Source organism: Paenibacillus sp. CMM36 (genome assembly GCF_053570945.1).
Map to the genome: position 1 here is coordinate 44,863 of NZ_JBSEDY010000008.1, position 23,523 is coordinate 68,385.

The 23,523-nt window shown below is 42.7% G+C and carries 19 protein-coding genes; 13 read left to right on the forward strand and 6 right to left on the reverse strand.

Features of this window, described 5'->3' with window-relative positions; genetic code table 11:
• Window positions 1-38: 38 nt before the first annotated feature.
• Entirely contained in the window at window positions 39-1,226 is a 1,188-nt protein-coding gene (locus ACWA2B_RS16540; protein ID WP_029519354.1) for a macrolide family glycosyltransferase, read from the reverse strand.
• Window positions 1,227-1,425: 199 nt separating this feature from the next.
• Between ACWA2B_RS16540 and ACWA2B_RS16545 the strand changes: the two genes are divergently transcribed.
• From ACWA2B_RS16545 to ACWA2B_RS16580, 8 genes are all read left to right on the forward strand, one after another.
• On the forward strand, window positions 1,426-1,620 hold the full coding sequence (locus ACWA2B_RS16545) for an H-type small acid-soluble spore protein (RefSeq protein WP_016820419.1): 195 nt from the start codon (window positions 1,426-1,428) through the stop codon (window positions 1,618-1,620).
• A gap of 18 nt (window positions 1,621-1,638) precedes the next feature.
• Window positions 1,639-1,809 carry a hypothetical protein gene (locus tag ACWA2B_RS16550; RefSeq protein ID WP_013373210.1) on the forward strand — a complete coding sequence of 57 codons (171 nt, stop codon included), beginning with the start codon at window positions 1,639-1,641 and terminating at the stop codon, window positions 1,807-1,809.
• Window positions 1,810-2,061: 252 nt separating this feature from the next.
• On the forward strand, window positions 2,062-3,300 hold the full coding sequence (locus ACWA2B_RS16555) for a sensor histidine kinase (RefSeq protein WP_449292428.1): 1,239 nt from the start codon (window positions 2,062-2,064) through the stop codon (window positions 3,298-3,300).
• Complete coding sequence (locus tag ACWA2B_RS16560) at window positions 3,297-3,947, forward strand: response regulator (RefSeq protein ID WP_069011601.1); 651 nt, start codon at window positions 3,297-3,299, stop codon at window positions 3,945-3,947. Before ACWA2B_RS16555 ends, ACWA2B_RS16560 begins: the two co-directional genes overlap by 4 nt.
• Window positions 3,948-4,119: 172 nt before the next feature.
• Window positions 4,120-5,541, forward strand: coding sequence for an efflux RND transporter periplasmic adaptor subunit (locus ACWA2B_RS16565; RefSeq protein WP_449292429.1), 1,422 nt, complete (start codon window positions 4,120-4,122; stop codon window positions 5,539-5,541).
• Window positions 5,538-8,648, forward strand: coding sequence for an efflux RND transporter permease subunit (locus tag ACWA2B_RS16570; RefSeq protein WP_209949872.1), 3,111 nt, complete (start codon window positions 5,538-5,540; stop codon window positions 8,646-8,648). The genes ACWA2B_RS16565 and ACWA2B_RS16570 overlap by 4 nt, the downstream gene beginning before the upstream one ends.
• Window positions 8,649-8,774: 126 nt before the next feature.
• Complete coding sequence (locus tag ACWA2B_RS16575; RefSeq protein ID WP_449292430.1) at window positions 8,775-9,236, forward strand: MarR family winged helix-turn-helix transcriptional regulator; 462 nt, start codon at window positions 8,775-8,777, stop codon at window positions 9,234-9,236.
• A complete protein-coding gene (locus tag ACWA2B_RS16580; RefSeq protein ID WP_449292431.1) occupies window positions 9,223-10,260 on the forward strand; it encodes a threonine aldolase family protein in 1,038 nt (345 codons plus the stop codon). The genes ACWA2B_RS16575 and ACWA2B_RS16580 overlap by 14 nt, the downstream gene beginning before the upstream one ends.
• A gap of 222 nt (window positions 10,261-10,482) precedes the next feature.
• Here ACWA2B_RS16580 and ACWA2B_RS16585 read toward each other — a convergent pair whose 3' ends face one another.
• The gene (locus ACWA2B_RS16585; RefSeq protein WP_029519347.1) at window positions 10,483-11,322 is read right to left on the reverse strand and encodes a helix-turn-helix transcriptional regulator; all 840 of its coding nucleotides are present in this window, start codon (window positions 11,320-11,322) and stop codon (window positions 10,483-10,485) included.
• Window positions 11,323-11,510: 188 nt separating this feature from the next.
• Between ACWA2B_RS16585 and ACWA2B_RS16590 the strand changes: the two genes are divergently transcribed.
• Both ACWA2B_RS16590 and ACWA2B_RS16595 read left to right on the forward strand, forming a co-directional pair.
• On the forward strand, window positions 11,511-14,819 hold the full coding sequence (locus tag ACWA2B_RS16590) for a pectinesterase family protein (RefSeq protein ID WP_449292432.1): 3,309 nt from the start codon (window positions 11,511-11,513) through the stop codon (window positions 14,817-14,819).
• Between the two features lie 191 nt (window positions 14,820-15,010).
• Window positions 15,011-16,228, forward strand: a complete 1,218-nt coding sequence (locus tag ACWA2B_RS16595) for a macrolide family glycosyltransferase (protein WP_318628115.1) — start codon at window positions 15,011-15,013, stop codon at window positions 16,226-16,228.
• 8 nt (window positions 16,229-16,236) lie between these two features.
• Here ACWA2B_RS16595 and ACWA2B_RS16600 read toward each other — a convergent pair whose 3' ends face one another.
• Entirely contained in the window at window positions 16,237-17,463 is a 1,227-nt protein-coding gene (locus ACWA2B_RS16600) for a sugar efflux transporter (protein WP_449292433.1), read from the reverse strand.
• A 223-nt stretch (window positions 17,464-17,686) separates the two neighbouring features.
• On the reverse strand, window positions 17,687-18,460 hold the full coding sequence (locus ACWA2B_RS16605; protein ID WP_449292434.1) for an alpha/beta fold hydrolase: 774 nt from the start codon (window positions 18,458-18,460) through the stop codon (window positions 17,687-17,689).
• A 185-nt stretch (window positions 18,461-18,645) separates the two neighbouring features.
• On the opposite strand from ACWA2B_RS16605, the gene ACWA2B_RS16610 reads away from it, so the two are divergent.
• Window positions 18,646-20,238 (forward strand): alkaline phosphatase family protein, encoded by a 1,593-nt coding sequence (locus tag ACWA2B_RS16610; RefSeq protein ID WP_449292435.1) that lies wholly within the window; start codon window positions 18,646-18,648, stop codon window positions 20,236-20,238.
• A 44-nt stretch (window positions 20,239-20,282) separates the two neighbouring features.
• On the opposite strand, the gene ACWA2B_RS16615 is transcribed toward ACWA2B_RS16610, so the two are convergent.
• Window positions 20,283-21,074: an arsenite methyltransferase gene (locus tag ACWA2B_RS16615; RefSeq protein WP_340933238.1), complete on the reverse strand. Its 792-nt coding sequence runs from the start codon at window positions 21,072-21,074 to the stop codon at window positions 20,283-20,285.
• Between the two features lie 137 nt (window positions 21,075-21,211).
• Window positions 21,212-21,661, reverse strand: a complete 450-nt coding sequence (locus ACWA2B_RS16620; protein ID WP_340933236.1) for a MarR family winged helix-turn-helix transcriptional regulator — start codon at window positions 21,659-21,661, stop codon at window positions 21,212-21,214.
• Between the two features lie 131 nt (window positions 21,662-21,792).
• Between ACWA2B_RS16620 and ACWA2B_RS16625 the strand changes: the two genes are divergently transcribed.
• Window positions 21,793-22,143 (forward strand): ArsR/SmtB family transcription factor, encoded by a 351-nt coding sequence (locus ACWA2B_RS16625; RefSeq protein WP_449292436.1) that lies wholly within the window; start codon window positions 21,793-21,795, stop codon window positions 22,141-22,143.
• Between the two features lie 86 nt (window positions 22,144-22,229).
• Entirely contained in the window at window positions 22,230-23,519 is a 1,290-nt protein-coding gene (locus ACWA2B_RS16630; protein ID WP_449292437.1) for an arsenic transporter, read from the forward strand.
• Window positions 23,520-23,523: the final 4 nt, after the last annotated feature.

Here is a 23,523-nt window from a genome sequence, read left to right on the forward strand (position 1 = left end):
AGGGCTCCTGTTTTTTTGTAGAATTGTAATCGTGTGATTTACACAAGCTTATTTTGAAGATAGGCATCAATTTTTGCGAGGGCTTCTTCTGTACCGCCAGATTGCTGGAAGCTATCATTTATTTTTTGTACGCCCTCTTTATACGTTGCGTTCGACAGTACCTCATGTACGGCATCTCTTAACGATTGTACATTGATGTGGTCTTTGGTTATGCGATAGCCAGCTTGAAGTTCTGTTAACCGCTGCGCGACCATGGGCTGATCCTTGTCCTGCGGCAGTACAACCAAGGGTACGTTAAAGTGAATTCCTTCATTTACACTATTCATTCCACCATGAGTAATAAACACATCTGAATGACGTAATACCTCCAATTGGGGAACATAGGGCGAGATGATAAAGTGCTCTGGCGCCGGATTGATTTTCGTAAAGTCAGCTTTCTCGCCAGCTGCAATCACGACGATACCTTCAAAATCGGAAAAAGCTTCAATACAGGTGTTAAAAAAGTCTTCAGTATGGTCCAGAACAGTTCCCATCGAAATATACAAAACCTTTTTATCCTCTAGTCTGTCCAGTGGAAATGAATTTTCCCCTTTACGTTCTGGAAAGCTGGGACCAATAAAGAGATTCTCGTCACCATACTGTTCACCGTCTGGTTGGAAATATCGACTGGTATATACAACATTCAAAGCCCCTGTATTGCTCATAAATTGAACCATATTTTCGGGAGCAACACCGAACCTTTCTTTCATGAGCTGCAGTGAGGTCGTGGCATGTTCATCAAGTTGAAACGGCTCTTTTTCATTAAAGCGAAAGAGATTGGTAGCCATCCGATTCTGTGAAATCAGAAAAGATGGGGAGGAAGCAATACCAGGGATTTTCAAATAGTCTCTAACTAACTCGCCAGCTCCGAATCTATCATAGAATACAAAGTCAAAATCAATGCTTTTAGACAGTTGCTGAGTAATTGCTAATATGTCCAGCGAAGTCTGAATATGAATTTTCATAAATGCACTCAACCCATCCGGAGTATTGGAATCAATAGAAGCGGTCCTGACCAGATCAGAATGCAGGTGAACCTTCGCTCCAACTGCTTCGAGTCTGTCCTTGTATTTCTCAGTTGTAATGTAATGTACTTGGTCCCCTCGTGCTGCAAAGGCTTGCGTCATCCCAATCGTAGGGTTCACATGTCCTTCTGCCGGAAAGTTAACCATTAATATGTTTAACATTCATCATTACTCCTTTTCTCTACAATTAAGATTGCAGTTTTCACTGAATCTCTCAATCCATAATAACAATAATATTTATTTTTTCAAATGATATCCTTTCAAGATCGTGAAACACATGTTGGCATGAAATATGTATAACAAATATTTACCTCGTGCATAGTAAGGGGGAACTCTACTTAGCAAGGGAGGTTTTTTCTAAGTGAATGTTCAAAGAGCGCAAGAAATAGCGTCTTCTTCCATAATGGCGAATGTGTTGTGTGATGGGCTACCCATTTATATTCAGCATGTGAATGAACAGCGTGAGACGGCACGGATCTATGCGCTGAACAACCCGGAAGAAGAACGGGAAGTACCTTTGTACGCGTTAACAGAACGAGATCAGACCCTTGAATAGAAAGGAGCGACGTGAAAAATGAAACCGAACCAACAGAAAGAGATTGAGGCAGATCGTTTGAACTTTCGTGATCAGACGGATGATGTGGTCAGAGAAGTACCGGCCACAACGGATGCCAGCGAAGCTGTTGCAGCAATGACTTCACATATCAATAAATACGATGTACCAGATGAGTTGGAAGAAGAATAGTAAGTGGTCAAGCGCGCACAGGATAACCTGCTGCGTGCTTTTTATATGACGCATAACTTGGATGGTATCAAACAAAAAGTATTCAATGCCCAAACGTACAAGTGAAGCTGCCCATGTGTACGTTTTTTTCTTTTCGTTTTTTTGTAAAATAATATATAAATGATTTCTGTTCAAACTAAATGGACTAGGCCGTCATAGTGCCATTATCTCTATTAAGTCGAAAAGCCGAATTTAGAATTGTAGGAGGGAATTATGAACGATGAATTCAATGTACAGGTCCAGAATGTAGATCCGGAAATAAGTGAAAGTGAAGGTGAATTTGAGAAGAAAGATATTTCAAAAGTATTAACTATAATATGGATTTTTATAATTTATAGTGAGTCTGTCATTCTTCAACATTTGTCTAGTGGTCTAAATCTGCTGCAAAGTGTCTTATTTACTGTAATCTTCATATTACACATCCTCTTGTACTTGCATGCTCAAAGAGTTGCAAAATATTTTTCATGGGCTTATTTTGTTGTGCAAGGGGGATTGATCTTTTCAAGTGCATTTCTTCTACCTGACAGTTTCTCCATTGTGCTGGTTGGGTTAATGCCAATTTTGGTGGGTCAGAGTATAGGTATTTATTACAAGCCGCTTAAGGTCATTCTTGTATTTTTGATTTCCTATGTACTTTTTTGTGTGGCTGTAGTCTGGCATAATGATGGCAGGCAATTTGTATTGTTCATCCCGCTATTTTTTCTCATTGCAGTTGTTATAGTAGCTTATGCCATTCTTTTTCTCAAACAAGTTCAAGCACGAATCCGAACGCAAAACGTTCTTAAAGAACTTGAAATCGCACATCAAAAGGTCGAAGAACTTACAATTGCTAACGAAAGACAACGTATGGCCCGTGATCTTCATGACACGCTGGCGCAGGGGCTTGCTGGGCTAATCATGCAACTTGAAGCCATTGATGCCCATCTGACAAAGGGAAGTACGCAAAGAGCTCAGGAGATCGTCCAACAATCGATGTCACAAGTGCGAAGAACATTGTCTGATTCAAGGCGAGCTATAGACAATCTGCGTTCGAAAACCATCTCGGAAGTTGATTTTGCAGAAGCCGTGGAGGAAGAAATACAGCGATTTACAATGGCTACGAGCATTCGTGTAATCCGCAACATCAAAATTAAAGCTTCGGTTCCCAGACTGGTGTTCGAACATGGATTGTTTATTATAAGCGAGTGTTTAACCAACGTAGCGAAGCATTCACATGCGAATACTGTATGGATAAGTATTTTGGATAACGAAGGCAAGATTGAAATCGAGATTCGTGATGATGGAAAAGGATTTGATACGGATATTATTGCCAAGCAAACAGGGCATTACGGAATAATAGGTATACATGAACGTGTACGGATGCTGGGTGGAAAAATCAATATCAGCAGTATATTTCAAGAAGGTACGGCTATAAAAATAGAGGCGCCTCTTACTAAAGGAGACCTATTATGAAATACAAGATTTTAATCGTCGATGATCATTGGGTAGTTAGAGAAGGATTAAAGCTGGTGCTGGAGACCCATGACAGCTATGAAGTGATTGGTGAGGCTGGAGAAGGTGTAACGGCTCTTAAATTGATCGAAGAACTTCAGCCGGATGTCATCCTGTTGGATTTATATATGCCACAAATGAGTGGTTTGGAAACCATGAAGGCCCTCAGAGAAAAACAAAATGAAACGCCAGTCATTATCCTGACGACCTATAACGAAGATGATTTAATGATTAAAGGACTCTCTTTGGGAGCAAAAGGATATTTGTTGAAAGATACCAGTCGGGAAAACCTATTTCGCACGATTGAGTCTGCGCTAAGGGGTGAAACGCTGCTTCAGCCAGAAATAACAGCAAGGGTATTTGCTGCCACGAATAAGAGAGAAGCTGAGGCAAAGTCACATGAAAGAAACTTAGTTCTGACTGATAAGGAAAGACATATATTAAAGTCTGTTGCACATGGTTTTAAAAGTAAGGAAATTGCGTTTGATATGGGAATTTCCGAGCGTACCGTAAAGGCACATTTAACGAATATTTATAACAAGCTTGGTGTTGATTCCAGATCTGAAGCCGTTGCTGTTTCGTTGGAACGTGGTATTTTACAGCTTTAGAAATAATAACTGAAAATATGTTATTTATTTGCCCAGTCGTACATAAGGTGCTTGCCCCTTTGTACGATTTTTTTGTTTGTTCATTGTTATAACATGAAAAAAGGATGAAAAAGTTTACTTGACCCACGGGTTGCTGATAGCACCTTTAGAAGAGAGAATCAGGGAGGATGACATGAAGTTGAAGAAAAAAGGAATTAGGATAATGATTGCAGGGATTGCATTAGCTATCGTAGCTTCCGGTTGCTCCAGTGCAACGGAGAACTCTGTAACAGAAGCCAGTCACCCGGTAAAAGTGGAGAAACTTGCAATGAAACCTTTGGCCAATGATTTTAATTTGGCGGGTACATTGCAGGCAAGTAATGAGGCCAATGTTTCCTTTGAAGCGGATGGACGTATATTGAGCACTATGGTTGAGGTTGGGGATTCAGTAGAAAAAGGGAGTGTCCTTGCGAAGCTAGATACATCCAATTACCAGTTGCAGCTGGATCGGGCAAAGGCAACCATGGAAAAGGCAAAGGCTGGTGTTAGCCAAGCGGAGGCTTCTGTCCAATCGGCACAAGCGGGCATCCATAGTTCGCAATCCCAGGTCAATGCGGCCCAATCGAAATTGCAGGAATTGAACAATGGCGCCAAAAAGCAGGAGATAGCACAGTCTCAAAATGCGGTTACTGTAGCAACTAATAATTATAACAAGAAGAAAGCGGATGCCGCACGCTCCCAAAGTCTATTCCAGGCAGGTGCGGTATCTTTAACGGAAAATGAGAATGCGCAGCTGGAATTAGCAAACGCACAAAAAAGCTTAAGTGATGCGCAAGAGAAATTGTCTCTTTTGCTTGCAGGGGCATCCCAGGAACAGCGTGCACAAGCTTCGGCCGGCATAGATCAGGCCAGAGCAGGGCTGGAATCGGCTAGGGCTACTATACAACAAGGGCTAGCCAGTAAAGCTCAGGCACAGGCTACCTATGAGGATGCATTGGCTGCTTATGAACAGTCATCCTTGTCACTGAAAAAAGCGACTTTAACCTCCCCGATCACTGGTGTTGTGATTGAAAAAAAGATATCTGATGGTCAACTGGGCTCCAGTGGAAGTGAGGCATTTGTTGTCGGAAATATCAAGACTTTAAAAGTACTCCTCCCCGTACCAGACAGTGAAATCTTATCGTGGAAGAAAAACCAAAAAGTTAATATCTCTCTCTACGATGAAATGAGAACAGGAACCGTCACCCAGATCTATCCATCGACGAACTCCAAAACGGGAAGCATCAATGTGGAAGTTAGCATTCCCAATCCCGAACTGAATTGGAAACCTGGTCAAGTCATCAGCGCATCTAAAAGCATAAATCAAAACGAAGCGCTTTTAGTGCCCGTAGAGGCCGTAATTAGTACGGGAAATGATCCTTATGTCTTTAAAGCTGTAAATGGAAAAGCTGTCAAAACACCGATTAAACTGGGGAAAGTGACTAATAATCAGCTCGAAGTGGTCTCTGGGCTACAGGCAGGCGATCAAATCGTTACGCAAGGAGCAGGAACCTTATTTAATGGTGATTTACTTGGGAATGGTGTACCTGGGAAATCGGAGGAGTCGTCCGAATGATTAAATATATCGTTAAAAAGCAAAAAATTACACTCATTTTCTTCGCCATGTGCATTGTGCTAGGGCTCTACAATTTTACATCGTTACCTAAACAGGAGCAGCCTGATGTTATTCCTTTGTCAGCCAGTGTTACAACCATCTATCCAGGCGCTTCACCCGAAAGAATCGAGCAAACCATTACTAAGGTCATGGAACAGAAAATTAAAGCCGTACAAGGTGTCAAAACGATTTCTTCCACTTCATCTAAAGGACAATCTAGTATAATGATAGATGCTTTTGAAGATGCGGACCCGACAAAGGTGTGGGCTGATCTTCGTACAAAGGTACAGGATGCACAGTCTGAGCTTCCAGCAGATGCGATGCAGCCCATTATTAATGATAGCATGACAAGCTCTTTCATTGGTTCATACGCGATTACTTCTGATAAAATTGAGAATTTATACGCGTTAAATGAATTGATGAACAAATGGAAAGATCAATTAAAAACGGTCTCGGGTGTTTCGCAAGTTAATATTCAAGGAATACCAGATCAAGAAGTACGAATTAGTTTAGACACACAAAAGATGCAACAATATAACATCTCCTGGGAGCAGGTTGTTCAAGCAATCAAAAATGAGAATGAAAGAGTTCCTACAGGAAGTATGGATTTCAATGAGCGTACTTATCAGCTGACGGTAAATGCCTCTACCGATCCATCCATTCTAAATAACGTCCAGATTTCAAGCAATGACGATGGATTCCCGATATCTCTGAAGGATGTAGGGACAGCCTCACTTGTTTTTAAAAAAGCGACTAGTTATACGTATGTGAATAACAAGCCTGCTATTTCGATCAGTGTGAGCGGAGATACAGGCACAGACGTGCCAACGGTATCTAAGGCGACTACAGCCAAAATCAATGAACTTGTGAGCGGTTTGCCGAAGAATGTACATTTTGAGCTACTTTTTGCGCAAAATGATCGAGTCGATGAAATGTTTGGAAACCTGACCAAAGAGATGATCATCGCTATTATATCGGTCATTGTTATATGTACATTAGGTTTAAATTTGCTGACTTCTGCATTTGTGGCCTTGGCCATTCCTGTTTCCATCGCCATCGGCTTTATTTTCTTACCCACAACAGGAATCACGCTGAATCAAATTTCAGTCATCGGATTAATTATCGTATTAGGGATATTGGTTGATGATGCCGTCGTGGTCAATGACAACATTGAACGCCGACGCTCTGAATTTGGGGAAGATGCTACGGAGGCGGCCATTAAAGGGACGAAAGAGGTATCCTTATCGATCATTACAGCTACGCTAGCTACGGTTGCGGCATTTGCCCCGCTTTTATTCCTGCCGGGCACTATTGGTGACTTTATTAAACCGATACCTACCGTTATTTCGTTAACGATGCTGGCATCCATGATTATGTCGTTAACAATTATTCCTATTTTCCGTCAATGGTACGATCAACGTCGTAAAGGAAAAGAGAGTAGTAAAACAGTTAAGCCACCTGGACTTCTGGGGAATCAAATACAATCTCTATCCAATGTGTATTCTAAAAACTGGATGCCTAGAATACTGCGACGTCCACTGTTAACAGCGCTTATTGGTCTTATGATGGGTACAGCAGCTTATGGACTACTTGCTGTTGTTCCCATTGAATTATTTCCGGATTCCGATCAAGCGGATGCCACGATTAGCGTAACGATGCCAGAAGGAACGTCGTTGCAGGCAACCAATCAAGTTGTAAACGAGATTGGGAGCTGGGTCAAAAAACAGCCAGAAACAGAGCGGCTGGCGGCAACGGCAGGTGGAGGAGCGCCTCAGCTGTATAGTGATGTTGCAGGCGGTCATGGCTCTGGGGGAGCGGTCAACGGCCAAATTGCTGTCGTTGGGAAAGAGGGGATATTTGATCTCAAAAAAACAGTAGATAACTGGACCCATACGCTACAAGCTAAATATCCATCTGCATTAATCAGCATTCGTGTTCCCCAATTAGGTATTCCGGTCGGCAGTGCGGTGTCTATCCGTATTAAAGGAGAAGATATTGATAAGCTGCAAAACATGACAACTAAAGTCAAAGAAATGGTTGCGGGGACCCCCGGAGCTGTAGATGTGACCGATAATATGGGTATGCAAAGCTATAATCTGAATTTCCAAATCAATCAGCAAGCCTTGGATAAATATCAGGTTAGTTATTCCGATTTAACGCGTACTTTGCTATTAATGGGTGACGGGGTGAATGTAACGGATTTTGATACGGGTAAGGAATTGCTTGATGTCAATATATACATGAACAAACCAAACCAAGATCCTGAGGTATTATTCCAACAATTAAGTGTGAACAATGCGGCACGGGAGCAAATACCTTTATCCCAATTAGCCACGATGAAACCGGACTTTTCCATCCAACAAATCCACCGTTATGATCTGGAACGGACGGTAACGATCTCAGCCAATGGTAACGGGCGTACGGCTACAGAACTCACTAATGATATCCGTAGCAAACTTACAAATACCCAGTTTGAACCAGGCTACACCTGGGAGATGGGAGGGGAAACATCTGCGCAGTCTGATATGTTTAAGGACTTGGGCAAATTAGCTGTTATTGTTATTTTCCTTATTCTCCTCTTGATCACCATGCAGTTTTACTCGGTGTCCACACCGCTCATTATTATGACTACTGTTTATCTGGCAGCGGCAGGGGGAATCCTTGGAAGTTTTATTTCAGGGATGCCCATTGGATTCATGAGTATTATGGGGATCATTTCACTTGCTGGTATCGTCGTGCGTAACGGTATCGTGCTGATAGAGTTTATTGAAGATGCGCGGCGTGAAGGCGCTGATTTAACAGACGCCATTCTAATGGCATGCTCTGCCCGTTTCCGTCCGATCTTGCTTACTTCGCTAACTGCCATTGTGGGTATGATTCCTATTGCCACAATCGGGGAGATCTTGTTCAAACCGTTGGCAACAACCATTATTTTCGGACTGATTTTTTCAACTATTTTAACATTGTTTGTAGTTCCGACGCTGTATATGGTCGTAGCTCATCTGAAGCTGAAACGGAAGCATAAGAAGCAAAAGGCTATAAATAGCGATAGTTCATTGACCTTGTAGGTAAATATATAATACAGGATCGTACATTAGGCGAGAGTCTTAATGTACGGTTTTTTTATTTCATTGACATAGTCCACAAAAATCTTTACTATAATTGTTGCAAAAGTCCACTAAATAGGGGGAGTTATGGTCAATATAGATGCTAATATCATAGCGGATATGAGGCGTTTTAATCGGTTCTATACGAATATACTGGGTGTTTTGGATAGACATGTGCTGGATAGCGGATATTCCTTTACCGAGGCCCGTGTCATTATAGAGATCGGGTTGATCGAGCCATGTATAGCGAATACTTTAGTCGAATCTCTTAAAATTGATCGCAGCTATATGAGTAGGATCATTGCTAAATTTTGCAAAGAGGGCTTTCTTGTTAAGGAAAATTCAACGTTGGATAATAGAACAAATCTGATTCGTTTGACTCCTAAAGGAAAGGCGTTCTATAACCAACTGAATGAAAGGTCTGATGAACAAATTCTAAAATTAGTTCAAGGACTCTCAGAAGAAGAGATAAAAGAATTACATGCTTCTATGTTGTTAATTCAGAAGAAATTGGATGATTTGGAGAGGATACAGAATGATACGATTTGAATGCGACTATACCGAAGGTGCCCATGAGCGCATATTAAAGCGACTACTGGAGACTAATGATGAACAAACTCCAGGTTATGGTGTGGATGATCATTGTGAAAAAGCCAGAGCATATATTAAAGAAGCATGTGACTCCCCAAATGCGGATGTACACTTTTTGGTTGGAGGTACACAGACCAATACGACTGTCATTTCTTCTATTCTGCGTCCGCATCAAGGCGTCGTTGCGGCAGTTTCTGGACATGTGGCCGTTCATGAAACCGGAGCGATTGAAGCTACTGGACATAAAATACTTACTTTGCCAAGCGGAGATGGGAAGATCCGGGCCGAACAGGTACAAGATTTGTATGACGCTCACTGGAATGATGCCGCTCCGGAACATAGTGTACAGCCTGGGATGGTTTATATTTCCCAACCTACTGAAAATGGAACGATCTATAGCAAATCAGAGCTGGAAGCATTAAGTAGAGTCTGTCAAGAATGTGATTTACCATTGTTCATAGATGGAGCCCGATTGGGCTATGGCTTGGTGGCCGAAGATAGCGATGCATCTTTAGCGGATATAGCACAGCTTTGCGATGTGTTTTACATTGGCGGGACAAAAATTGGAGCATTGATGGGAGAAGCCGTAGTCATTCTAAATGATACATTGAAAAAAGATTTCCGATATATGATCAAGCAAAAAGGGGGGCTGCTGGCTAAGGGAAGAATGTTGGGCATTCAATTTGAAACTTTGTTTGAAGACGGTTTATACGTTGAAATCTCCAAACATGCGATAGACATGGCCATGCTGCTTCAAAACGGATTATCTGAGCAAGGTTTTTCTTTTCAATACCGTTCTACAACCAATCAGCAGTTTCCGATTTTACCAGATCGTATACTAAAAGCATTGAGTGAAAAATATACTTACTCCTTTTGGGAAAAGGTTGATGATACACATAGTGCAGTTCGATTCTGTACCAGTTGGGCTACGAAGAAAGAAAATGTTGAAATGCTGATTCAGGATATTAAAGCATTGCAATAAAAGTCATAGAAAGAGTAATTTATAATTTTAAAGATGGAGAATGACTATGTAAAAGCCATACTTCGGTGCACGCATTGCAGCGAAGTATGGTTTTTTTGTGCATTTTACTTATTCCAACGCGGCTTGTATTTAGTTCCATGAAAGAGCAAGTGGATATAAAAATGGAAAAACAAGACAAGAGCGGAGGTATAAAATTGGCGTCTAATTCTTTACACTGAATATCTACCGAACCTGCTTGCGGTACTGAAGAGGAGAGAGCCCAGTTATTTTTTTAAAGATTTTATTAAAGTGGGAAGCATGACCGAACCCGACATCCTCTGCAATATGCTGGATTTTGTCTTTGGTGGTTCGAAGTCTGGTTTGGGCCGCCCTGACCCGCACTACGCGGATGTATTCGCTGAAATGAAAACCAGTCAACTTTAGAAAGATACGGCTTAGGTAAGCTGGACTAATGAAAAAGCAGGCAGCCACTTGTTCGAGAGTTAACGGTTCATTGTAATGATCCTGAATAAAAGAAGAAATTTCCGTGATTTTCTGATGCATGGGATGAGAGGAGACAGGTTCACTACGCTCGATTGCTTCCGATCGGTGCACCAGGATAAGCATTTCCAGCAGTAAATGCTGTACGCAACGGTCATGCAGAGGCTGCTTATTCCTGCATTCGGTATTCATCTGTAGGAATAAACGTTCAACCTCCACTTGCTCTCTCGCAGGTAAGCGAAGTAACGCGGATTGCTGGTATGGCGGCAGGTCAAGAATGTCATGATCCTGCTGTGGGAGAAACGTCGGAGAAAAATGAATCAAAATGCGCTCTGTTTCCTGCAATTGCGTACTGGCGGTAGAGTGCAAGTCGTGAGGAAGGATGAATATCAGATCCCCCTTGCGAGCGGTGTATACCTTGCCATTCATAAAATAGATGCGTTCGCCTCGCAGTAAAAGATACAGCTCATAGTTCTCGTGGACATGAGGCCGGGGCATAACTGTGAAACCGGTACGATAGATGTGATGAATGGAGAATTGTTGTTCGCCAATGACATATTTATCTTCTTTCACTTCATTCATGTGCTTCTTCCTTTACAAATTAAGATAAGTAAGCGCATTCATACATCAACAGTATATATGACAACCTGCCAATGATAAAAGCAGAAAAGATTGATGAAAGGAGGTGAAGGCGCTTCTGAACGTCTCGGATCGTGTTTTTATAAAAATATGCGCTGATGTGGAAGAAAATCTTAGGGAGGAAACAGAATATGAGCAAGCAGCGTACGTGGAAAAAGGTGCTATGTAACGTGGTTGTGGGTTCATTGTTGTTGACCTTGTGCCCGCCACTAATCCAAGCGGAGACTGCGGTAGGAACAGAGAACGCAAAGGGGGCAAAAGTGGCGACGGATATTCCGGCGTTTCCGGGGGCTGAGGGTGGCGATAAATATGTTACCGGTGGACGCGGAGGTGAAGTGTATGAGGTTACCACGCTGGCAGACTACGGCAAAGGGGAGCAGATAATCCCCGGATCTCTTCGCGCAGCGGTCAGCTCCGATAATCGGACGGTCGTATTCCGGGTGGGTGGAACGATTCATCTCAAGGAGCCACTTAAAATCTTGGGAAACAACCTGACGGTTGCGGGTCAGACAGCTCCTGGCGACGGTATAACTGTAAGCGATTACACAACAGGGATTGAAGCAGATAACGTCATTCTCCGTTACCTGCGTTTCCGATTGACCGACCGTTACCCCAGTGAGGATGACGCGTTAGGAGCCAGATACCATAAAAATATAATGATTGATCACTGTTCCTTTAGCTGGTCGGTGGATGAGGTACTGAGCCTGTATGACAACGTCAATACAACGGTACAATGGTCCATTGCGTCCGAAAGTATGCTAATGACTACGCACCAGAAAGGTCGCCACGGCTATGGCGGCATATGGGGTGGACGAAATTCCACCTATCATCATAACTTGTTGGCTCACAATGCAAGCCGTAATCCGCGTTTTCCAACCGATAAAAAACAAATCGACGCTGTGGAAATGACCAATAATGTCATTTATAACTGGGGATTTTTCTCCTCATACGGCGGTGGTGAAGGATCGTATAATGTGCTAAATAACTATTATAAGTATGGCCCTAACACATATGAGGGCGTTCGCGGTCAAATTTTTGTAGACGTGGGTAGTAAAAAATATAAAACACGCATCTTTATTGGTGGTAACTATATGTACGGCAATGACTCGGTTACGAAAGACAACTGGCAGCTTGGCACATCCATTGGGTCCATTATTGATCCGTCCACCCGTTTGGCGGAGCCGATTGAAGTCAGAGGGGAATACGACAACGGAATCTCACCCGATGCGTACGGTCCATATCAAGCGACAGATGCACAAACCGCATATACGGAGGTGCTTGCCGGCTCAGGAGCCACGCTGCCAAGAAGAGATGCGGTGGACGCCCGAATTATGAATGATGTGAAGAATGGAACGGGTGCATTTATTAACTCTCCGCGTGAAGCAGGGTGGATTTATGACGATTCTAACGTAACGACGACGGAGCTTTCTGACAGTGACCATGATGGAATGCCGGATGAATGGGAACGTGCCCATGGGCTGGACCCCAATAATGCAGATGATCGTAACGGTCAGGGGCTTGCCGGCACAGGGGCGTATGCTCATTTTGCCAAGGGTTATACGAATCTGGAGGTCTATTTAAATGATCTTATTGAGAAGCTGTCGAATGGAAATGAGGTGAATAATCCAGAGGCTGTCGTTCAGGTGTCGGATGCAAACGGACGTTCACTAAAGCATAACGATATTTTGGAAGCAGGCCGGGATGCGACCATAACAGCAACAGCCAAGGACAAAGATGGTATTGCTCATGTTGAATTTATCATTGACGGCAAACTCGCTGGAAAAGTAGAGACCGCACCTTATCATCTCGATTGGAATCATGTAACAGACGGTACCCATTATATTATTGTACGGGTGACCGACCGCAAGGGGAATGCTGCATTTTCCAATCCTGTTACCATTCACGTCAATACGACTGCGCCGTCGGGAAGTTGGCTCAGCGAAGAGATTGGCTCTGAGGGCAATGATGGTTATATAAAAGGGCATACTCAGGTCTTAAAAGAAGATGCAAGCGGCAGCAGTATAAGACTGAAGTCAGCGGGAGACGTTGACGGTAAGGCAGATATTTTCCATTATGCTTATCAAAAATGGGAAGGTGACACTGAAATTACAGCCCGTGTGGAATATATTACCCCAGTGGATGATAATGCCGAAGCGGGTGTAATGATTCGTGAATCGCTGAAGCCTGGATCCAAAATGGCTTTTATGTCTTTAGCATTTGTTAAATATGGCAAACAGGGTATTCTTATCAGTCGTGATCAAACGGAGGGCAAGACGAAACGTGCGTCAATGGAGACGTTTATTACAACGCCATATTCGGTTCGTCTGGTACGACAAGGACCAAAGGTTACCGGCTGGGTGTCCGCAGATGGTGTGACGAACTGGGAGAAGGTTGGTGAAACGGTTATAGATGTGCCGGATCATCAACCGCTATTGTTCGGGTTGGCTACTGATGCATCCAAACCACAAAACGATGTATGGAATTACAATACGTCGGAATTCAGCCATGTCACCATCCGCAACCTGACAGACTCAGGAGGAACTCGTCCTACTAGTGTGGTGGTAGCGACCTATGGTCCTGCTGACTTTACATCTCTCCAGGCAGCTATTGACGCAGTCCCTGACGACAGCAATACAAGGACAGTTATCCATCTCAAAAACGGTACGTATCGTGAGAAAATAAAGGTGAATTCCTCTAAGAAAAACCTGAGTATTATCGGAGAAGATCGGGATAAAACGATCATTGCTTTTGATGATACGGCCAAAACCGTGGTGGATGGAAAAGAATTAGGAACAAGCAACAGCTATACCATGCGTGTGCAAAGTCCTGATTTTGTGTTGGAGAATGTCACGGTTGCCAATACAGAAGGAACCGGACAGGTGCAGGCTGTAGCGTTATATGCTGAAGGCGATCGTGGTAAGTATCACAATGTCAAAATTACCGGCCTACAGGATACGTTGCTTGTGAACCGTGGCAGACAGTATTTCAAGGACAGCTACATCAGTGGCAGTGTAGATTTTATATTTGGCAATGCACCCGCTGTGTTTGATAATTCGATCATACACAGCCTGCGTGCCGGATATGTGACAGCAGCTTCAACAGAAGAGAACAAGCCGGGCTTTGTATTTATTCAATGTCGTCTGACAACAGAAAATGGCTTAACAGGCAAGGTGGATCTCGGACGGCCATGGCGCCCTCACGCTCATGTTACTTTTTTGAAGACCTATATGGATGACCATATCAAGCCGGGCGGCTGGAATAATTGGGGCAAGGAATCCAATGAGCAGACCGCAAGATTTGGAGAGTTTGATAACTTTGGACCAGGTGCAGGAAGTAACGAACGTGTACCTTGGGCCAAACAGCTTACTGCCGATGAAGCAAGCCAGTACACCGTTGAAGCTGTTCTGAGTGGACCAGATCATTGGGATTGGCGTCTTTAAATTTGATGTTCAGTGGTTAAGCGGGGCAAGCGCTTCTAGCGTTCAGCCTCGCTTATTTCTATCGTTTGAGTGGAGGATACATATTTAATTTTTAGGTATTGAAAATACTTGTTTATATGGTAAATGTTTGCTATGTTTAAAGTGTATTTATTTCAAATTGTAATTTATTTTTGATTTTGGAGGTGTAACGTATGGCACGTGTGTTAGTAGTGATCACGCCTGCTGAAGGCCATGTTAATCCGACACTAGGATTAGTGAAAAGGTTGGTAGACAGTGGGGAGGATGTTGACTATGTGTGTACGGAAGAATATCGTACGAGAATTCAACAGACAGGAGCGCAGATGATCACCTACCCTTTTGTGGATGATGCTTTTTCCAAAGACTCTGATTTAAAGCCAGCAGAATACAAACATCATTATCAATTTGTATACATGATGGTAAAAGGTATGATTCTTCCGATTATTCCAGAGGTTTTGAGAGTTATTGAAAACAGAACCTATGATTATTTAATCTATGATTCTTTGATGGGCTGGGGAGGCACGATTATTGCTGAGAAGCTAGGAATTCCTGCTGTATGCTCTATCGCTTCTTTTGCTTTCGTAGAGCCATTGGGATCGGGGCAAGGCATGAATGACAATGATCCGGAGGTAAAAAAGTTATACACGGCTACGATGCAAATAACGCATCAACTAGCTAATGAGCTTCAGGTTGACGCTCCGGCTATAGAAGAGATTGCTCCTCATGGCGGACACTTAAGAATCGTTTATACAAGCCGCTATTTTCAACCGCAAGCCGAAAAACTGGATCACAGTTTTATTTTTACAGGTCCTTCTATTGTACCGCGTAAAGATGCTCCTTCCTTCCCGTTCGAACAACTTCGTGTTCTGCATCCACAGGCGGTGTACATTTCAATGGGTACTATTTTGAATAAAGACTTGGAATTTTATAAGCTTTGTTTTGCAGCATTTCGCGATTTGCCTGTGCAGTTTGTGCTGTCTTCAGGCAATTATACAGACATGGAGCCATTGGCCTCGTGTATCCCTGACAATTTTATAATCAAGCCTTATATTCCGCAATTGGAAATGCTTCAGCATGTGGACGCTTTTGTTACACATGCGGGGATGAACAGTACAAGTGAAGCTCTGTATTACAATGTGCCGCAGGTCATGATTCCTTTAACATCGGATCAGCCCATTGTAGCGAGTCGGGTGCGGGAACTGGGAGCGGGTGTTGTTGTGGATAAAAATGAGCTTACACCCGCTAGTTTGAGAGCTGCCTTATTAGAGGTATTGAGTCATCCAACCTATAAAGAACAGGCTCATGTGATCGGCGAATCATTACGCCAGGCTGGTGGGTACAGTCATGCGGCAGATACAATCATGAGCCATTTCTCTACCATAGAAAAATAAGCGGCAGTCTATATACTGTGATTCCTTTCTTTTAAAGTAGCAGATTTTTCAAACTCTAGTTTCTTTGAAATCGCCAGAAGACCAAGGGAGCAGATGATCAGGGCCAAACATACCCAATAGCTGTTTCGGTAACCAATCCATTGAGCGGTTAATCCGCCCATCAAGCTCCCCACCAGTCTTCCGATGGTTGTCGCATTGGAATATAGCGTCGATGCGTACCCTGGAAGAGAGGGCAACAAATCCTGCATGTAACTAATGCCAATGGCAGAAATCACTGCAACAAAGAAGGCTAGAAGAAGCTGCCCCACGAATAGCTGCCACATCTCCGTAGACATAAGGACAAGGAGATAATAGACAACTCCAGTTAATGCTCCTAAAAATATAAGCAAACGGTTGGAGTATTTAGCTGCTAGTACGCCTAACATGAGCATCAAGGGGATTTCTACAATTGCGCAAATACTGGATACTAGAGCAACGTCACTCGTGTCGCCTTGTAAATTGTGAATGATGAACAAGGAAATATTCAAATTATTCATCCAGTGAGACGTATAGAGCAGAGTAAGAACGGAAAAGGGAATCAGAATCTCAATATTTTTATGTAATGTAATGTGATGAAGTGAAAGTTGATTGTTATGTTTAAGTTGAGCGGGAGGCTGCTTGATAAAAAGGAATAGAAGCACAGCAATGAGAACAAAAATAGAGGTCGTTCCCATAAAGATACCCTTAAAGCCCGTATGTGCAATCAAAAAGGAACCAAAAAGCGGCCCGGTAATAAAGCCAAGAGAAAACATAGACCGAAGCGTTGAATTAGCAAAGGCGTGATCCGCAGATTTACTGCGATTTACTGCTTCACGTGCACTGGCAAATAACTGCGGCATCCCAGGAGCACCAATGGCCGTAAAGATCGTCATATAAACAAAAAGCACATAAAAATTTTGGATTACAAGATATCCTGCAAAGGCTACGGCATTAAATAACGTACAAATCACCAAAATTTGTTTGCGATCTAAGCCGGTATCAGAACGTTTAGCAATCAGAGAGCTTATCCATATGCCACAAATCAAAGTCACAGCTGTAAATACACCAAAGGTTCCCACAGATACGCCAAGTGTACTTGTAAAATATACAGCCAAAAAAGGCGCGCTGATGGATATAGCCATACCTTGTAATAACATACAGATCATGAATAGCGGGTAGTTAGGGATAACGAAAAGATTTTGAATACGCTTTAGCATTTCATTTTTACACCCCTTCAGATTTAGAAGCAGAATAATACATACCTATCCCATCTAAACTACATATGACTTTAGCATAATTTGTATATTTACATAGTGTAAAATATTATATATTATTTTTCACTTATTTGAGCAGGTCATATGCAAGGTCATATACAGGCAAAGATACAGTATCAGGAGTGGGGTGTAGATGTGTATGCGGAATTCTCCTGTAGAATTTGCCTTAAAGACTGAAGCGATCTACGAACTGCTTAATCAGTTCATTCAATGATCCGGCGGCCTTCGTTGGAAGGCGGTGATCGACTTTTTCAATGAAAACAAGCTCACTCTTCGGTAATTGTTGATGCAATATTTTGGCATAGGGATGAAAGTGCTTATCCGCTTCACCATAAACGAGCAGGACAGGAAGGTGGATTTCTCCGAGCCGTGAGGTACAATTGTACTTCAAGCTGTAACGGTAATATTGTTCGACATTCCTAGGATTTCCCTGTTTCGCATCGTTGAATAACTTACGGAACAAAGATAGCTGTTTCGTTTGTGACCAAGCATTAGAGAGCGCAATCGTACCGACTGCGCCGATCTTGGAAAGAGCAATGCCCAAAGAAATTTTGTTTTTTAGCCGCCATTCGTTGACTTCCGACATTCCACTAATAACAATGCCTCCCCATGCCCGATCCGGATAAGTCAAGAGAAATTCAAGTACTATCGAACCTCCGGTAGAATATCCACATAAAAACACTTTATCCAGGCTCAACCGGTCCATCAAATGTTTAATATCCTGGGCGATGAGAGGATAAGTAACCGTTTGTTCGGAAGGCTGACTTTTACCGTGTCCTCTGATGTCAAAAGCTATGGTTCGAAAATGGGGCGATAGCCCTTGGATTTGGTATGTGAAATTTAAGCTAGTGAGTACCGGAGGGTGAATGAATAGGATGGCCATTCCTTCACAGGAATCCATATAATGCATGGAGTATTCGTTTATGTTTGTAGTCGTCATGGTTATGTTCCCTCCCTGAATGGTTTGATCTTAAATTTGGCCTATTAGATCCAAAAAATTCATGGAGGTGTATCTTTAATTGCTAGTATGAGATACCTTTGTCCCGATGATCCAATGCAGGAATAATTTTTTTAGTACAAGAAAAAAATAAGTGGATCAAGTTTTTCTAAGAAAGGGACACATACATGGGCATGAAGAATAAAGTTACCATAGCACTAGTGCTAGGTTTATTGTTGTTGGTCTTGGGGTGTAGAGCGGACTCCAGTCAACAGCTAAAACAACAAAGTGTGAAGCCACCTATCACAGTAAATCAAATGGGCAAAAAACCTGTCATTGTGATCTTGATTGATTCTTTAATGGATAAGCCTTTGCAAGAAGCAATTCAAGAAGGCCGTGCACCCGCAATGCAATATCTCTTAAATCAAGGGCAATATTTTCCGCATGTAGTGAGTTCATTTCCCACGATGTCTGTGACAATCGACAGCACATTATTAACGGGAACGTATGCAGACCAACATCATGTGCCCGGACTCGTTTGGTACAGCAACCAAAAGAAACGCATGATTCTCTACGGCAATGGTGCCAAAGAAGCCTTAAAGATAGACCAACTACAAGTATTCTTAGACGCAATTTACCAATTAAACCAAGTCCATTTGAACAAAAAAACGAAAACCATACATGAGGAATTGGCTGACAAAGGAAAAGAATCCGCGTCCATCAATGCTATTGTCTTTAGAGGGAAAACGAAACATGCCTTAAAAGTGCCTGACTTCATAGCGAATAGCAACAGGGTGCCAGAAAAAATGATAGTAACAGGGCCTAAATGGTTATCTTATGCAGCTCTGGCACAATTGAATCCGAAAAATAACTGGAATACTCCTTTGTGGAAAAAATTTGGGATGAACGATGAATTTTCCGCAAAAGATGCCGCTTTTCTAATCAGCCAGAAGAAACTTCCAGACGTAACCATCACATACTTTCCTGAGAATGATAATTTGGCGCATAGAAAGGGCCCGACTCAACTGAAGGGAATCGAAAAAGCAGATCAAGCACTGCAAACTGTGTTGAACGCATATGGTTCTTGGGAACAGGCTGTAAACAATGCGATATGGATTGTCATGGGTGACAGTGGACAAAGTGCGGTTTATGATGATCGACAGGCAGCAACGGTTGATATAAGGCCTCTTTTGAATCATTACCGCATTGCAAAATTAAATCAACCCGTAAGAACTGAAGACCAAATCGTGATTGCCGCTAATGAACGAATGGCGTATATCTATGCGATTAACGATAACGTGGAGTTGTCTGACGTGGTGAAGTTTTTACAAAATGAGGACAAGCTCGACATTATCGCTATGAAAGATGGTAAAAACAATATTCATGTTACAAAGGGGAAAACGGGTAAGCTGTTTTCTTATCATCCCGGTGGAAAATTCATTGATGAATATGGACAATCGTGGACCTTGTCGGGCGAAGAGGACCTTGTGGATATTAAGGTGAATAACAACCGGATCAAGTATGGAAAATATCCAGACGTTTTGGCGAGGTTACACGGGGCAATGAATTCACATGAAGGAAGATATGTTGTCGTCACGGTCCAACCCGGATATGAACTCGTCGGTGAAAGTTCTCCCACCCACATCGGTGGAGGTGCTCATGGATCGCTGCATGAAAAGGATTCCCTTGTCCCATTAATTATTTCCGGAACGAATACACGCCCCAAAACACTGCGAATCGTTGATATAAAAGACTGGATTCTGCAATTGGTGAACGGCTGAGGGGGATCGCCAATATAGCAATGTTCCCCTTAGCACATTGATTTTTAAGCTTTGGTGGCTTTTATAACGGCGGAAACAATGTAATCATCCACGTTTGCACCAGGCATCCAATCCTTGATAAATGATTTGGATTCATCTTTAGGTTCGATACTAATGCTCGTAAATCCACTTTGCTGCAGCATAGATTCTACTTCTTCCAACGAAGAGGCCCCGGATATACAGCCGGAATACAGCTCATCCAGATCGTTTTTTATTTCAGGAGGGAGTTCTGTAGTCGTAATGATATCAGAGATCGCCAATCTGCCGCCGGATTGCAGAACACGAAAGGCTTCGTGAAAGACCTGCTGTTTATCTGGTGAAAGGTTAATCACGCAGTTGGAGATGATCACATCCACTGTGCGATCCGCTACCGGAAGGTGTTCGATTTCTCCTAGACGAAAATCAGTGTTTGTAAATTTTCCTTTGAGGGCATTACTCCGGGCGCGGCTGACCATATCTGGCGTCATATCAACTCCGATCACTTTGCCAGTGTCCCCTACTTGGCGGGAAGCCAAAAAACAGTCAAATCCGCCGCCGCTGCCCAGATCTAGGACGACTTCTCCGGCTTTCAATTCTGCAATGGCCTGCGGGTTACCACAGCCAAGTCCGAGATTTGCTCCTTGAGGCACAGCTGTTATTTCCTGGGTGGAATAACCCATTTGGGATGAGAGGCTATCCGCATCTGACGGAGATCCACAGCAGTTGCCTACTGCGGGGGGATTGACTTCCTTAACAGCAATCTGTTGGTAATGGTTCCGTACATTTTGGCGGATTTCATCATTAGTAAGTTTATTCATATTCACTACTCCTTTAGGTCGGATAGGTAGAACGAAACTTGAACGACTCTCTACGTTTTAGTCAGCAGGAAGGCGTACAGCAGATAGAGGTTTAGTAGATTAATAAAATTGTAATTTGCAAATATTCAAGGGGAGTATTATCCTCTTACCGGAAAACAACATTTACTGGATTGGGCCATGGCAGCGTTAAAGAGTTTCACAGATCGTATCACGGTTTCTTTTTCAAAATCAGATAAAAACGAAAAGACCTCGTTCAAGTACTCGTTCATTTGTGCGTCAATAGTAGTCGCTACATATTTACCTTCCACGGTAAGAGACAGGGTATAGACTCTACGATCGCTAGGGTCCGGCGTTTTCTCAACCAGATTCATCTTGGTCAAGCTCAGAACCTGTCTGCTAAACGTAGTGATATCTGTTCCAAGGGTTTCAGCAATTTGCTGCATGGAAGGTTTATGCTGACGGTCAATTTCATAAAGAATATGACTTTGAACCGGAGAAATATCATGCCCACCCACGGTACAACAGTTTTTGTTCAGTAAACCTAACCGACGGGTCATGTTTTGGAATAATTCTCGTGTATTTTCCATTTATGTTTCACCTCATGCCTTATTTATACGTTATTAATTTGCAAATTGCAAGTATTATTCGTTCTTGATATTAAAATCGATATATATTAGCATATAAGCATATAGTAATATAAACGAAAGGAGGTCACACATTGGATCAACTTGGCTACGTAGCCGATCATTTAAAGCTATTGGGCGATAAAACTCGACTGGCTATGCTTTCCCTGCTAAGAGAAAGAGAGTGGTGTGTTTGTGAATTTGTAGATATCTTTGATATGACGCAGCCAGCAATTAGCCAACATTTGAGAAAATTAAAGTCGCAAGGAATTGTAAAAGAAAAGAGACGAAGTCAGTGGGTATACTATTCCTTAAACGTAGACGACAAGCCGCATATTCAAGCTGTTCTTGAGCGTATGCCAGACTCCAAGCAAATTTTAAAATGGCTGAATAAAGAGGAGCCGATCACATTTTGTGAACCGGATTCCTCAGCTTGTTCATCCTAAAGACTGTTCCGTGTATCTCCTTGAGGGATAACGGTGCTATTATATAAGTATATGTTTATAAGGTAATATATTGGAGGTTTAGAACATTGATTTTGTTGGCATGCATTATATTTTTAGCCACTTTAGTATTGGTGATCTGGCAGCCTAAAAATCTGTCCATCGGATGGTCTGCCTGTGGCGGTGCCATACTCGCCTTGCTGGTGGGTGTCGTCGATTTGCATGATGTTTGGGAAGTTACTCATATTGTCTGGAATGCGACACTGGCTTTTGTAGCCATTATTCTGATTTCGTTGGTGCTTGATAAAATCGGCTTCTTCGAATGGGCGGCGCTTCACATGGCACGAGCTGCGCGAGGAAGCGGAACCCGGATGTTTGTTTATGTGACCATTCTTGGCGCCGTTGTTGCTGCTTTTTTTGCGAATGACGGTGCGGCCTTAATACTGACACCGATTGTACTGGCGATGGTTCGGGCACTTAAATTGGATGAGAAAATGATTTTTCCTTTTATTATAGCGAGCGGTTTTATTTCAGACACGACGTCGCTTCCGCTTGTGGTCAGCAACTTGGTCAACATTGTGTCAGCCGATTTCTTTGGGATCACCTTTATGGAATATGCGAGTCGCATGATTGTACCTAATTTATTTTCTTTAGCAGCCAGTATAGGAATACTGTATCTTTTTTTCCGTAAAAGAATTCCGAAAACGTTTGATGCGACACAATTAATCAGGCCTGCGGAAGCGATTAAAGATCCAAAGATGTTCCGTATGTCCTGGATCGTTCTCGCGGTTTTGTTCGTTGGCTACTTTGCATGCGAATTTTTTAATATTCCCGTTTCGGTGGTGGCTGGTATTATTGCTATCTTTTTCTTATTGATGGCGCGTAGAAGCCCTGCAGTGCCGATGAAAGAAGTCATCAAGGGTGCTCCATGGGCTATCGTATTTTTCTCCATCGGAATGTATGTTGTGGTGTATGGTCTACGTAATGCCGGTTTGACGGATCTGCTGGCCCATGTGATTCAAGCGGCTGCCGATCAAGGTATGTTTGTGGCCACCATGGGCATGGGTTTTATTGCGGCGATTATCTCGTCGGTCATGAATAACATGCCTACGGTCATGATTAATGCGCTTGCCATTGATGCTACCCATGCAACCGGTATGGTCAAAGAGGCGTTGATTTATGCTAACGTCATTGGTTCTGATCTGGGACCGAAAATAACTCCGATCGGTTCATTAGCCACGTTGTTGTGGCTGCATGTGCTCCGTTCGAAAAACGTAAAAATTTCTTGGGGGACTTATTTTAAGACAGGCATTGTCTTAACCATTCCTACACTTTTTATGACCCTACTGGGCTTATATCTATGGTTAATCATTTCATAATGGA